The 12736-nt window shown below is 63.6% G+C and carries 11 protein-coding genes; 5 read left to right on the top strand and 6 right to left on the bottom strand.

Features of this window, described 5'->3' with window-relative positions; all coding sequences use genetic code 11:
- Positions 1-11: 11 nt before the first annotated feature.
- From ACVWZP_RS01470 to ACVWZP_RS01460, 3 genes are read left to right on the top strand one after another with little or no spacing between them, the layout of a single operon-like run.
- Positions 12-1619: a carboxyl transferase domain-containing protein gene (locus ACVWZP_RS01470; protein ID WP_057004449.1), complete on the top strand. Its 1608-nt coding sequence runs from the start codon at positions 12-14 to the stop codon at positions 1617-1619.
- 15 nt (positions 1620-1634) lie between these two features.
- Positions 1635-2441 (top strand): gamma-carboxygeranoyl-CoA hydratase, encoded by an 807-nt coding sequence (locus ACVWZP_RS01465; RefSeq protein ID WP_288081514.1) that lies wholly within the window; start codon positions 1635-1637, stop codon positions 2439-2441.
- Entirely contained in the window at positions 2438-4363 is a 1926-nt protein-coding gene (locus tag ACVWZP_RS01460) for an acetyl/propionyl/methylcrotonyl-CoA carboxylase subunit alpha (RefSeq protein ID WP_457369308.1), read from the top strand. The genes ACVWZP_RS01465 and ACVWZP_RS01460 overlap by 4 nt, the downstream gene beginning before the upstream one ends.
- On the opposite strand, the gene ACVWZP_RS01455 is transcribed toward ACVWZP_RS01460, so the two are convergent.
- A complete protein-coding gene (locus tag ACVWZP_RS01455; protein ID WP_079444220.1) occupies positions 4360-4995 on the bottom strand; it encodes a LexA family protein in 636 nt (211 codons plus the stop codon). The genes ACVWZP_RS01460 and ACVWZP_RS01455 overlap by 4 nt on opposite strands.
- Before the next feature lie 129 nt (positions 4996-5124).
- On the opposite strand from ACVWZP_RS01455, the gene ACVWZP_RS01450 reads away from it, so the two are divergent.
- On the top strand, positions 5125-5475 hold the full coding sequence (locus tag ACVWZP_RS01450) for a DUF6124 family protein (RefSeq protein WP_026140171.1): 351 nt from the start codon (positions 5125-5127) through the stop codon (positions 5473-5475).
- 465 nt (positions 5476-5940) lie between these two features.
- Positions 5941-7092, top strand: coding sequence for a M14 family metallopeptidase (locus ACVWZP_RS01445; protein ID WP_017848119.1), 1152 nt, complete (start codon positions 5941-5943; stop codon positions 7090-7092).
- A 40-nt stretch (positions 7093-7132) separates the two neighbouring features.
- On the opposite strand, the gene ACVWZP_RS01440 is transcribed toward ACVWZP_RS01445, so the two are convergent.
- From ACVWZP_RS01440 to ACVWZP_RS01420, 5 genes are all read right to left on the bottom strand, one after another.
- A complete protein-coding gene (locus tag ACVWZP_RS01440; protein WP_046382866.1) occupies positions 7133-7672 on the bottom strand; it encodes a cytochrome b in 540 nt (179 codons plus the stop codon).
- Complete coding sequence (locus ACVWZP_RS01435; RefSeq protein ID WP_169881568.1) at positions 7669-8751, bottom strand: catalase family peroxidase; 1083 nt, start codon at positions 8749-8751, stop codon at positions 7669-7671. The genes ACVWZP_RS01440 and ACVWZP_RS01435 overlap by 4 nt, the downstream gene beginning before the upstream one ends.
- 120 nt (positions 8752-8871) lie before the next feature.
- Positions 8872-9636: an enoyl-CoA hydratase-related protein gene (locus tag ACVWZP_RS01430; protein ID WP_017848122.1), complete on the bottom strand. Its 765-nt coding sequence runs from the start codon at positions 9634-9636 to the stop codon at positions 8872-8874.
- A 43-nt stretch (positions 9637-9679) separates the two neighbouring features.
- A complete protein-coding gene (locus ACVWZP_RS01425; protein WP_301556388.1) occupies positions 9680-10978 on the bottom strand; it encodes a ferredoxin reductase domain-containing protein in 1299 nt (432 codons plus the stop codon).
- Positions 10971-12578 carry an amino acid adenylation domain-containing protein gene (locus ACVWZP_RS01420; RefSeq protein WP_457369307.1) on the bottom strand — a complete coding sequence of 536 codons (1608 nt, stop codon included), beginning with the start codon at positions 12576-12578 and terminating at the stop codon, positions 10971-10973. The genes ACVWZP_RS01425 and ACVWZP_RS01420 overlap by 8 nt, the downstream gene beginning before the upstream one ends.
- Positions 12579-12736: the final 158 nt, after the last annotated feature.

The following is a 12736-nucleotide window of genomic DNA, read 5'->3' as shown; positions in this document are numbered from 1 at the left end:
AGGAGCGCGCCATGGCCACCTTGCACACCCTGCTCAACCCGCGCTCGGCGGAGTTCGCCGCCAACAGCGCGGCGATGCGCCAACAGGTCGACGCCCTGCACACCCTGCTCGCCCAGGTGCAGCAAGGCGGCGGCGCCAAGGCCCAGGAGCGCCACACCTCGCGCGGCAAACTGCTGCCACGCGAGCGGATCAACCGCTTGCTCGACCCGGGCTCGCCGTTCCTGGAACTCAGCCAACTGGCCGCCCATCAGGTGTATGGCGAAGACGTGCCGGCCGCCGGGGTGATTGTCGGGATCGGCCGCGTGGAAGGCGTCGAATGCATGATCGTCGCCAACGACGCCACGGTGAAAGGCGGCTCCTACTACCCGCTGACGGTCAAGAAACACCTGCGCGCGCAGACCATCGCCGAACAGAACCGCCTGCCATGCATCTACCTGGTGGATTCCGGCGGCGCCAACCTGCCGCGCCAGGATGAGGTCTTCCCCGACCGCGAGCACTTCGGGCGGATCTTCTTCAACCAGGCCAACATGAGCGCCCAGGGCATCCCGCAGATTGCGGTGGTGATGGGCTCGTGTACCGCCGGCGGCGCCTATGTGCCAGCGATGGCGGACGAAGCAATCATGGTGCGCCAGCAAGCCACCATCTTCCTCGCCGGCCCGCCGCTGGTGAAGGCCGCCACCGGTGAAGTGGTCAGCGCCGAAGACCTCGGCGGTGCCGACGTGCACTGCAAGATCTCCGGCGTGGCCGACCACTATGCCGACAGCGATGAACACGCCCTGGCCCTGGCCCGGCGCAGCGTGGCCAACCTCAACTGGCGCAAACAAGGCCAGTTGCTGCAACGCACGCCAGTGGCGCCGCTGTACAGCGGCGAAGAGTTGTACGGCGTGATCCCGGCCGATGCCAAGCAGCCGTTCGATGTGCGCGAAGTGATTGCGCGACTGGTGGACGGCTCGGTGTTCGATGAGTTCAAGGCGCTGTTCGGCACCACCCTGGTCTGCGGCTTTGCACACTTGCACGGCTACCCGATAGCGATCCTGGCCAACAACGGGATTCTGTTCGCCGAAGCCGCGCAAAAAGGCGCGCACTTCATCGAGCTTGCGTGTCAGCGCGGGATTCCGTTGCTGTTCCTGCAAAACATCACCGGTTTTATGGTCGGCCAGAAGTACGAGGCCGGCGGTATCGCCAAGCACGGCGCCAAGCTGGTCACGGCGGTGGCCTGCGCCAAGGTGCCGAAATTCACCGTGATCATCGGCGGCAGTTTTGGCGCGGGTAACTACGGCATGTGCGGCCGCGCCTACGACCCGCGTTTTTTGTGGATGTGGCCCAACGCGCGCATCGGCGTGATGGGCGCCGAACAGGCGGCCGGCGTGTTGGTGCAGGTCAAGCGCGAGCAGGCCGAACGCGCCGGCAACGGCTTCAGCGCGCAAGAGGAAGCGGCGATCAAACAGCCGATCCTCGACCAGTACGAAACCCAGGGCCACCCGTATTACTCCAGCGCACGCCTGTGGGATGACGGCGTCATCGACCCGTTGCAGACCCGCGACGTGCTGGCCCTGGCCCTGTCTGCCGCACTGAACGCCCCCATCGAGCCGAGCCGCTTCGGCGTGTTCCGCATGTAAATGGAGCTGTACCCCATGAACGATTTCAACACCCTCGAACTGATCACCGACAGCCGTGGTTTCGCCACGCTGTGGCTCAGTCGCGAAGCCAAGCACAACGCCTTCAACGCCGAAATGATCCGCGAACTGATCATCGCCCTCGACCAGGTGCAGGGCAATGCGTCGCTGCGCTTTCTGGTCCTGCGCGGGCGCGGCAAACACTTCAGCGCCGGCGCCGACCTGGCCTGGATGCAACAGTCGGCCGAACTGGATTACGCCACCAACCTCGACGACGCACGCGAACTGGCGGAGCTGATGTACAACCTGGCCAAGCTGAAAATCCCGACGCTGGCAGTGGTGCAAGGCGCAGCCTACGGTGGCGCGCTGGGCCTGATCAGTTGCTGCGACATGGCGATCGGGGCCGATGACGCGCAGTTCTGCCTGTCGGAAGTACGCATCGGTTTGGCGCCTGCGGTGATCAGCCCGTTTGTGGTGCAAGCCATCGGGGAACGCGCGGCGCGTCGTTATGCGCTCACGGCCGAACGCTTTGGCGGCGAACGCGCGCGCGACATCGGCCTGCTGGCGGAAAGCTATCCGGCCGAAACCCTGGATCAACAGGTCGACCACTGGATTGCCAACCTCCTGCAAAACAGCCCGGCAGCGATGCGTGCAAGCAAGGATCTGCTGCGCGAAGTCGGTAACGGCGCCCTCACCCCGGCGCTGCGGCGCTATTGCGAAAATGCCATCGCCCGGATCCGCGTCAGCGCCGAAGGCCAGGAAGGTTTACGCGCATTCCTGCAAAAACGCCCGCCCAACTGGCAGTCGCAGGAGCCACGCTCATGAGCACACTGACCACCATACTGGTGGCCAACCGTGGCGAAATTGCCTGCCGCGTGATGCGTACCGCCAAGGCGATGGGGTTGACCACCGTGGCGGTCCACAGCGCCACCGATCGCGATGCGCGCCATAGCCGCGAAGCCGATATCCGCGTCGACCTGGGCGGCAGCAAAGCGACCGACAGTTACCTGCAAATCGACAAACTGATCGCCGCCGCCCAGGCCAGCGGCGCCCAGGCGATTCATCCGGGCTACGGCTTCCTTTCCGAAAACGCCGGTTTTGCCCGTGCCGTCGAGGCGGCCGGGTTGATCTTTCTCGGCCCGCCCGCCTCGGCAATCGACGCCATGGGCAGCAAGTCCGCCGCCAAGTCACTGATGGAAACCGCCGGCGTGCCGCTGGTGCCGGGCTACCACGGCGAAGCGCAGGACCTGGACACCTTCCGCGCCGCCTGCGCGCGCATCGGCTACCCGGTGCTGCTCAAGGCCACGGCCGGTGGCGGCGGCAAGGGCATGAAAGTGGTCGAGGACGTCAGTCAACTGGCCGAAGCCCTGGCTTCCGCCCAGCGTGAGGCGCTGTCGTCCTTCGGCAACGCGCAGATGCTGGTGGAGAAGTACTTGCTCAAGCCACGCCATGTGGAGATCCAGGTATTTGCCGATCAGCAGGGGCACTGCCTGTACCTCAACGAGCGCGATTGTTCGATCCAGCGGCGCCACCAAAAAGTCGTCGAGGAAGCCCCGGCGCCCGGCTTGAGCGCCGACCAGCGCCGGGCGATGGGTGAAGCCGCGGTGCGTGCGGCCCAGGCCATCGGTTATGTGGGCGCGGGCACGGTGGAATTTTTGCTGGATGCCCGTGGCGAGTTTTTCTTTATGGAGATGAACACGCGGCTGCAAGTGGAACACCCGGTGACCGAGGCGATTACCGGCCTCGACCTGGTGGCCTGGCAGATTCGCGTGGCCCAGGGCGAAGCGCTGCCGATCACCCAGGCGCAGGTGCCGTTGATCGGCCATGCGATCGAGGTGCGCTTGTATGCCGAAGACCCGGCCAATGACTTCCTCCCCGCGACCGGCCACCTGACGCTGTACCGCGAATCCGCACCCGGCCCGGGCCGCCGCGTGGACAGCGGCGTCGAGCAAGGCGACAGCGTTTCGCCCTTCTACGACCCGATGCTCGGCAAGCTGATTGCCTGGGGCGAGGACCGCGAACAAGCGCGGCTGCGGCTGTTGAGCATGCTCGACGAGTTCGCCGTCGGCGGACTCAAGACCAACCTGGGCTTTGTGCGACGTATCATCGCCCATCCGGCGTTTGCCGCCGCCGAGCTGGATACCGGCTTTATTCCGCGCTATCAGGACGAACTGCTGCCGGTGCCCGGAGCGTTGAGCGACGAATTCTGGCAGGCCGCGGGTTCGGCCTTCATGCAGAGCCTGCCGGCCGGCGACGGGCCGTGGGCAGACACTCGCGGCTTTCGCGCAGGGCTGCCCGCCGAAGTCTCGCTGCACTTGAGCTGCAACGGCCAGGATCGTCTGGTGACGTTGGCGCAACACACGCCGCGACTGCAAGGCGAACAGCTGCTGATCGACCATCAGGGCGTGCGCCGTGCCCATCTGGCCGTGCGTAGCGCAGGCACGCTGTTCCTGCGCTGGGAGGGCGACATGCATGCCGTCAGCCTGTTCGATCCGATTGCGGCGGTCGAAGCCAACCAATCCCACCAAGGCGGCCTCACCGCACCGATGAACGGCAGCATCGTGCGGGTGCTGGTGGATGTCCGCCAGACCGTCGAAGCCGGCACGCAGTTGGTGGTGCTGGAGGCGATGAAGATGGAACACAGCATCCGCGCGCCCCAGGCCGGCGTGGTCAAGGCACTGTTCTGCCAGGAAGGCGAAATGGTTGCCGAAGGTTGCGCGCTGGTCGAGCTTGAACCCGCGGACTAGAACTTCGCCGTGGCCTGCACGACGACGCCGAGGATGCGGCAATCGTCGCTGAACAGGCGCTTGGGGTAAGTCGGATTGAGCGGTACCAGGTACAGCTGGCCGCTCTCTTCGCGCAACTGGCGGAAGGTCGCCTGCGGGCTGTGCGCCCACTGCGCGACCACCAGCTTGCCGGGTTCGGCGTCGATGGCCGGGTCCACCAGGATCATCATCCCGGCACCGATGCTCAGGCCACTGGGCGCGGTCATCGCGTCGCCGACCACGGGCAGCCAGTAAGCCTCGCCCTGGGCATGGTAGTCCGTCAGTTCGAAGCGCGCCGCGCCGTAGGCCGGGCGCTCTTCGCGAAGTTCGCACACGCCTTTCCAATCGCTGACCGGGTAGCGGAAGTACGGGTTGTAGTGTGGTGGCCCAACCGGCAGCGCATCGGCCTTGCGACGAATATCCAACGCGACTTCCAGGGAGCCCAGCCCCAGCGCTTCCAGCACCCGGTTCATGTCCGCCAGGCTTGGCACCCGGCGCTTGTTCAGCCAATGCCCGACACCGCCCTGGGACATGCCCAGGCGTTCGGCCAGTTCATCCTGCGTGACCTTGCGGTCTTTCATGTTGGCCCTGACCAACGCGATCCATTTATCCATGGGGCCTGACAATACGTCGCGTATTTTTCAGGGCAATAAACAGTTTGTAGTAATCCATAAAACGACATAAATACGATACGTACTATCATCGGGTATCAGCGTTTCGACACCCAACCCGAGTACCGCCCTATGACGACAAGCCCGTATCGCCTGCCCTGCGAACCCGAATCCCATGAGCTGCTCGACATGCGCAGCAGCGGCGCCGCCCAACGTGCGCTGGATTACTATTTGAAAGAAGAGATGTGCGCCTCGGCCCCGAACGACGCCTTCTTCAGCATCAAGCCCGGCGTCAGCCCGGAGGAAGCCCTGGTGCATGCCTCGGACCTGTTGCGCAGCGCGGCTGCCACAGCCTACGAATCGGCGAGCAGCCATCAAGGCAACCAGCGTGACCTGGCATTTTCAGTGGTGTATTTGATTGATATGGCGAAGGCGATGGTGGAGCGATCGTTGCAGGCGCCGCAGGCCCAGGACGGTGCATGAGCCACGCGAAAGAAAAATATTTCTATCCCACGGATAAAAACATTTGACTTGCAAATGATAATGATTATTATTGGACCAAGCTGATCGCGAGATCAGTCGATAGACCAAGGGACCTTAGGTCGGACTCTTGGAATATCTCCTCATCAGGCTAATCACGGTTTTTGACCCGGCTCTTTGGCCGGGTCTTTTTTTTGCCAGTGTTTCTGGCTTGGCTTCAGGCTAATGAAGACTGTGTGTTGCTTGATGGCACGCATGATAGCAAAAGACCATCGTCAAAAGAAAGTCGGGCGACCGCTCTGGCTCAGACCTTTGCGAAATAGCACTTGAGAATCAATCTCATAGATTCTAAGCTGCTGCGGCGTCAAGGATGACGCCCCCCTCCTCCCGCAACAATTTTGCATCCGGATTTTGCCCGGCCTCTGTGTAAGATAACCGCCACAACACTCATACTCAGGCAGCCAGACTATGACAGTGGCCTTGACCTCCATCAAAATCAGCACCAACTTCGACAGCGGCAACATCCAGGTTCTGGATGCCAGCGATGCCTATCACTTGTTGCTGGCAATCAAACCCGATACCCGCAGTCACCATTTCCAATGGTTCCACTTCAAGGCCGAAGGTATGCATGTGGGCCACACCCACACCTTCCGCCTGAGCAATGCCGGGCAATCGTCCTATAAACACGCCTGGAGCGGCTACAACGCCGTGGCGTCGTATGACCACGTCAATTGGTTCCGGGTGCCTACGCGTTTCGACGGCGAAACCCTGCACATCAGTCTCGAAACCCGTGAGAAACACGCCTGGTTTGCCTACTTCGAACCCTACAGCCGCGAGCGCCACGACTGGCTCATCGACCAGGCGCTGAACCATGCGGGCACCCGCTTGCTGGCCACCGGTAAAAGTGTCGAAGGCCGCGATATCCAACTGTTGCGCCGTGGCAAAGGTGGCGAAGGTCGGCGCAAGGTGTGGATCATCGCCCAGCAGCACCCAGGCGAGCACATGGCCGAATGGTTTATGGAAGGCATCATCGAACGCCTGCAGCAGGACGGCGACGCCGAGCTGAAAAAGCTGTTGGCCGTCGCCGACCTGTACCTGGTACCGAACATGAACCCCGACGGCGCGTTTCACGGCCACCTGCGCACCAACGCCATGGGCCAGGACCTCAATCGCGCCTGGCAGAGCGCCAGCCAGGAGATCAGCCCGGAAGTGCTGTTCGTCCAGACGCAAATGGAAAAGTATGGCGTCGACCTGTTCCTCGATATCCACGGTGACGAAGAAATCCCCTACGTATTCGCCGCCGCCTGCGAAGGCAACCCCGGCTACACCCCGCGTATCGAAGCCCTGGAAAAGCACTTTCGCAGCCACCTGAGCGCCTTGACCCGTGACTTCCAGACCACCCACGGCTACACCCGCGACCTGCCGGGCGAAGCCAATATGACCCTGGCCTGCAATGCCGTCGGTGAGAAGTACGACTGCCTGTCGCTGACCCTGGAGATGCCCTTCAAGGACAACGACGACGCGCCCAACCCGAACACCGGCTGGTCGGGCAAACGCTCGATGCAGTTGGGCAAAGATGTGTTGAGCAGCGTGGCCGATATCGTCAGCCTGTTGCGCTGAATGTGGCGAGCGTGCTCGCCACACGGATCAAGCGCGGGCCTCAGTCCTGGGTGCCCGTCATGCTCTGCAGCACGCCGTCACGGCGAATCAACCCATGGAACAGCGCCGCCGCCAGGTGCAACAGCACCGTGAGAAACAGCACATAGGCAAGATAGCCGTGGGCCTTGCGCAGCACCGCGAACAGCGGTGCGTTGGCCGACACCAGCGCCGGCAGTTGCACCGAATGGCTGAGCATCACCGGGTCGCCCGCCGCCGAAATCATCGCCCAACCGAGCAGCGGCAACACCAGCATCAAGGCATACAGCAGCCAATGGGAAGCCTTGGCCGCCAACACTTGCCATTGCGGCAAATCGCCAGGCAACGGCGGTTGGCGCGTGGAAAAACGCACCGCCAAACGCACGATCACCAACGCCAGGATCGCAATACCCAGCGGCTTGTGTAGGTGGATCAACCATTCATGCCGTTCGGAAACCGACGCTGCCAGGCCCGCGCCGATGAACAGCATGGCGATGATCATCAGCGCCATCAGCCAGTGCAGCAGGCGCGCCAGAGGGGCGAAAAACCGTGGTTGGGCATTCATGGCTTCGACTCCTGAGGGGGGCGGTGCAACGGGCTGACTTCTGCGGCGCGGCGCAGGTAGGAACTGGCGTAGGCGGCCGAACGCGCGGCCAATAGCGGGTCATTCGAAGCCTCGATGCCGCTTGGCAGAATCAGCGGATCGAAGTTGATGTCGCGGCAATCGCCGTCTGCTTGCGCTTGGCTGCTTTGCAGCACCAGGGTGCCGGCGTTGAGTATTTTGTGTTCGCCGATCCAGGGTTTGCTTGCATCGTCGAGCGGATCGCCGGGGTTGGCCAGGGTCAGATTCAACTGCCAACGCAGCGGTCCGAAAGCCAGGCGTTGCACCAGGTCTTTTTCCAGGAAGTCACTGCCGGCTGGCGCGGTATCGCCCACAGCATCCTGGCTTTGCGCGACAACCGCCCAACGCACGGCCTGGCGCTTGCCATCGGCGCCCACCAGGAAAAACGCGTTGATGCCGTTGTAGGTTTCCGTCGCATAGCTCGCGGATGGCTTGGCCGTCTTGACCCACGCCAGGAACGGCGCGGCCTCGGGATGGGCCGCAAAGAACGCCGGCATATTCGCCGGGTTGGGCTTTCCGGTGGCCGGATCGGGCGCGCCGGCCTTGAGCAGTTGATAGAACGCCTCGGGGGTGCCCACCGGAAACACCGGCATGCTGTTCATCCCGGTGCGCCACTGCTGGCCGTTGGCCTGGCTGAATTGCACGGCAAAACTGCGGATCGGCACACTGCTGTCCGGCGCGTAGGGGTTACCGCTGGGCAAGGCAAACCGGCCGATCAATGGGGTCCTGGCCGCATTGAATACCTGGGCACTGGAGTAGGCACGCGCCTCGGCGCTGCTCTCGAAGTACCCCGCGACACATACGCCCTTGGCATGGTTGCGCCGAAACCCCGGGTGGATGCCGTTATTGGTTTCCAGGGCATTGACCAGGGTTTTGGGCTGCAGGCGTTGTGGGTCGAAGGTGCCGTTGACGTAGGCAAACGCCCCGGCGACAGCCGCTACCACGCCACCGATACACGCCAGCCTGATCGCCAGGCTGGCCGTGCTGAGTGGCGGACGGGGCGGTGATGAGTGATCTACCATGAAAAGCTCCAGGGCACATGGCCAAGGGGAAATTGAGCTATGAGACGAATCCCATGTAGGTTTATTCCTCCTTCACTGTAGTTTTTTTCAGAGCAGCCCAGCGCCGAGTCCTTGGCCCTCCTACACCCGATTAAACGCGGCCGGTCGCTTGTCGAGAAACGCCTGCATGCCCTCCTGCTGATCGGGCGTGGCGAACAGACTGTGGAACAGTCGGCGTTCCAGCCGCACGCCCTCGTGCAGCCCGAGCTGCAGGGATTGCTCGACCGCCTCGCGCGCCGCCCGGGTGGCCAGGCGAGAAAAACCGGCGATTTGCGCGGCCACCGCCAGCGTCTGCTCCAGCAAGCTCGCCGCCGGATAGACACGCGACACCAACCCGGCCTGTTCAGCCTCGTGAGCCGTCATCGGCCGCCCGGTCAGCACCAGATCCATGGTCTTGGCCTTGCCGATCAAGCCTGTCAGACGTTGGGTCGCCCCCATGCCAGGGATCACGCCGAGCTTGATCTCCGGCTGGGCAAAGGTGGCGCTATCGGCGGCAAAGATCATGTCGCACATCAGCGCCAGTTCGCACCCTCCGCCGAAGGCGTAACCGTTGACGGCGGCGATGGTCGGCGTGCGCAAGCGGGTAAATGCCTCCCAGCCGACGAAGTAATCCTCGTTGAGCATATCCTGATAGGTCTTGCCGCTCATCTCCTTGATATCGGCTCCGGCGGCAAAATACTGCGCACCGCCGGTGATGACAAAACACCCGACCTGAGGGTCCTGGTCCAGGGCCTCCAGACAAGAAACCAGCTCGGTCATCAGCGCCGAGTTCAGCGCATTCTTGACCTGGGGACGATTGAGCCTGACCAGGACCACCCGACCCTGACGCTCGATCACTACATTCATAGGCACCTCCATTGATTGATATCGTTTAATGAACACACACGCTTCACGAATCCCAGATCGCGCCATAGGCGGGTATCCCCCGGGCTTCCAGCTCTTGCACGACCTGCTGCGTCAGTCGTTGGTTGGCGATACAGATCACAGCCTCCGCGCCACAGGCTTGCACGGCGCCGTAGGCCAACTGCACCAGGTCAGGTTTGCCGCGCTCATCGGTGTCCCAGATCAACGCGTCGGGCTGGGCACCCAGGATCTCGTCGACCCATTCGTCGCCGTAGGTCTTGCGCGGGCTGCGGGTCGACCAGATCAGCTGGATCGGCAGCCGCGCCGCAAGTAAATGCGGCATGACCGGGCCGATCCCGCTGCCGGTGGCGACGTACACCACCGACTTGAACAGGGTTTCCACATGGGCCACGCCAGCGGTGGTGATGCCCTTGACCCACACATGGCGCGGCAGGTCCTCGATAAACCGCCCCGTCCAATCCCCGGCGCGGGAAATGGTCAGCCGAAACCCGGTTTGGCCCGGTGTGGGGATGTTGGCAAACGAGTGCCACTCCAACAGCGGATGTCGGCTGATCGCGGTCGACGAACCGGCGAATGGCGTGGTGTGGGTAAAGCGCGTAATCACCGCATGCCCGGAAGGCCGCGTGTGCTCAACGGCGACCTTGCGCAGCCGCAGCCAGGGCAGTGCGATGCTCAGCGTCAACAGCACCAGCATCCAGAACGCGCCACTGTGCAGCAGGCTCGCACCGCGTTCGACGGACGCCAGCAAGGTCTGCGCCCAGAACAACAGCAACGCGGCCCACCCCGCAAACCGATGAACCCGCTCGAAGCCATTGTGAAATCGCCCCCGGATGCGCGGTTGCGCCATGCCCACCATCAACAGCAACACGCCGAGCAGCGTCGCGCCAAGCCACAACCCAGCGGACGAAACGCTGCCCGGCCGCTGCAGATAGTCCGTGGCCTGCACACCGACCCACCCCGCGAACCAGCCCGTGGCCGCCAGGGCCGCGCCACTGTGCAGCCCGCCGACGTGGTACACCTTGGCCGCGCTGCGCCGCACACGCAGCGGCCAGGTGACGGGGATGCGCGTCGCCAGCCAGAACAACGCATTGATCAGGTATTGCTGGCGAATCAGGATGGCCAGCGACAGGTTGATCAGCACCAGCGCCGACAACGTCTGGGGGCTGACGCCCTGCAGGCCGACGCCCAGCACCGCAAACGCCAGGTTGCTGAGCAACACCAACGCCGCCAGGCGGTTGTAGTAGGAAAACACCGGCAACGCCGTCCAGCGCCGCCAGAGCGCCGGCTTGGGCGGCACCACGGTTTGACTCAGGGCATCAAACATGGCCAGGCTCCTGCACCGCGAACGCCTGCACGGCCACCCACCTTTCACGCGCCCGTTGCAGCAACAGCGCCTTGTCGATCTTGCCGCGGGCGGTCAGTGGAAAATGCTCCACTGCGTCGATCAGCGCCGGCACGCAGTAGTAGGCCAGGCGCTGCTCGCATTGGCGTCGGCAGGACGCCACGTCGGCGCTGGCCGGCGAAACAAAGGCGACCAAGGTGCGGCTGTCGAGTTTTAGCGTGACGGCCCGCGTGCAGCCATCGCCGGCTTCCAGGGCGCTGGACACCGCGTCCAGCTCTACCCGGAACCCGCGGACTTTCACTTGGTCATCGACGCGCCCCAGGTGCTCGAGTTGCCCGTCGGCCGTCCAGCGTCCCAGGTCGCGTGTGCGGAACATCATGGCGTCGCCGCCCACAAAGGGGTCCGGGCGGTACCGTTCGTGGGTCAATGCGCGGTTGTTCAGGTAGCCCGCCGTTACCCCGGCGCCGCCCGCCCACATTTCCCCGGCTTGCCCCGCCTCACAGGGGCGGCCCTGTTCGTCGAGCACATACACGCTGTTGTTGGGGGTCGGCTGGCCGATGGTCAATGGGGTGCCAGGCACATGCCGATGCAGCGTATTGACGATGGTGGTTTCGGTGGGGCCGCAGCCGTTGTAGAACGTGCAATGCGCCGCCCAACGCTCGGCCAGGGCCTGGGAACAGGGTTCTCCGGCGACCGCGACCACCTGGAGATCGGGGCACTGCCGAGGATCGAGGCCGGCCAGGATCGAAGGGGTTGCGATCAACACATGGCACTGTGCAGCGGTCTGCGCAATGGCTTTGCCGCGAATCAGCAACGTCGCGCCATGGGCCAGGCAGCCGAGTATTTCCCAGGCCGCCATGTCGAAGCCGATATTGAGGATCTGCCCGACGTTGCGGCCCGGCGCCATGCCCATCCGCCCGGGCTGCGTCAACAGGATGTTGCATACGTTACGGTGACTGACACACACGCCGTTGGGGCGCCCCGTGGTGCCGGACGTGAACAGCACGAAACACAGGTCGTGGGTGTCGACGACGGCGCCCACAGGCTTATTGTCCTGGGTGATCCAGGGCACTTCGGCCAGGAACGTGTCCAGGCACAAGCTGCGATGGGCGGCGTCTGACGGGATGCGATCCGCCAGGTGCGACAGGGTCAGGATCAGCGGGCTGGTCAATGACTCGAGGACCATGGCCAGTTGCAGGGGCGGGACGATTCTGGCGTCCTGCGGCACATACGCGGCGCCGACCTTCAACACGGCCAACAGGCCCACCAGCATGGGGATCGAACGCTCGACGAACAGCGCCACAGTGTCGCCGCGTTTGACGCCCTGCTCGATCAAGCCCGCGGCCAAACGATTGGCTTGGCGGTTGAGTTGTTCATAACTGATGCGCTGCCCCGCACACACTGCCGCCGTCGCATGCGGTGCCAGCGCCGCTTGCGCTTCGATGGCGTGGTGGATACAGGCGGCGCTCGGCGGGGTCGATGGGCCAAAGCCCCATTGCTCAACCAAGGCGCGCTGCAGGACAGGCAGAGGCGCCAGCATGGGCGGGGAAAAAAGCGGTTTTTCGGTCGGTGAAAACATCATGGATACACCCTCATCGGTTGACTGCCGAAAAATGGCTGGCAGGTACGAGGGTGGATTGAGGTACGAGCCTGCGATTACAGGCGCTCAGGCTTTACAGAAACTTCTCACCGACACGCGTAAAGTTTCTTTTCATCGCGAGTGGAATAACCTACAGGGAG

The sequence above is a fragment of the Pseudomonas sp. TE36184 genome (assembly GCF_054060055.1).
Note: the sequence above shows the minus strand (reverse complement) of the source record. Positions and strands in the feature narration are given on the sequence as shown.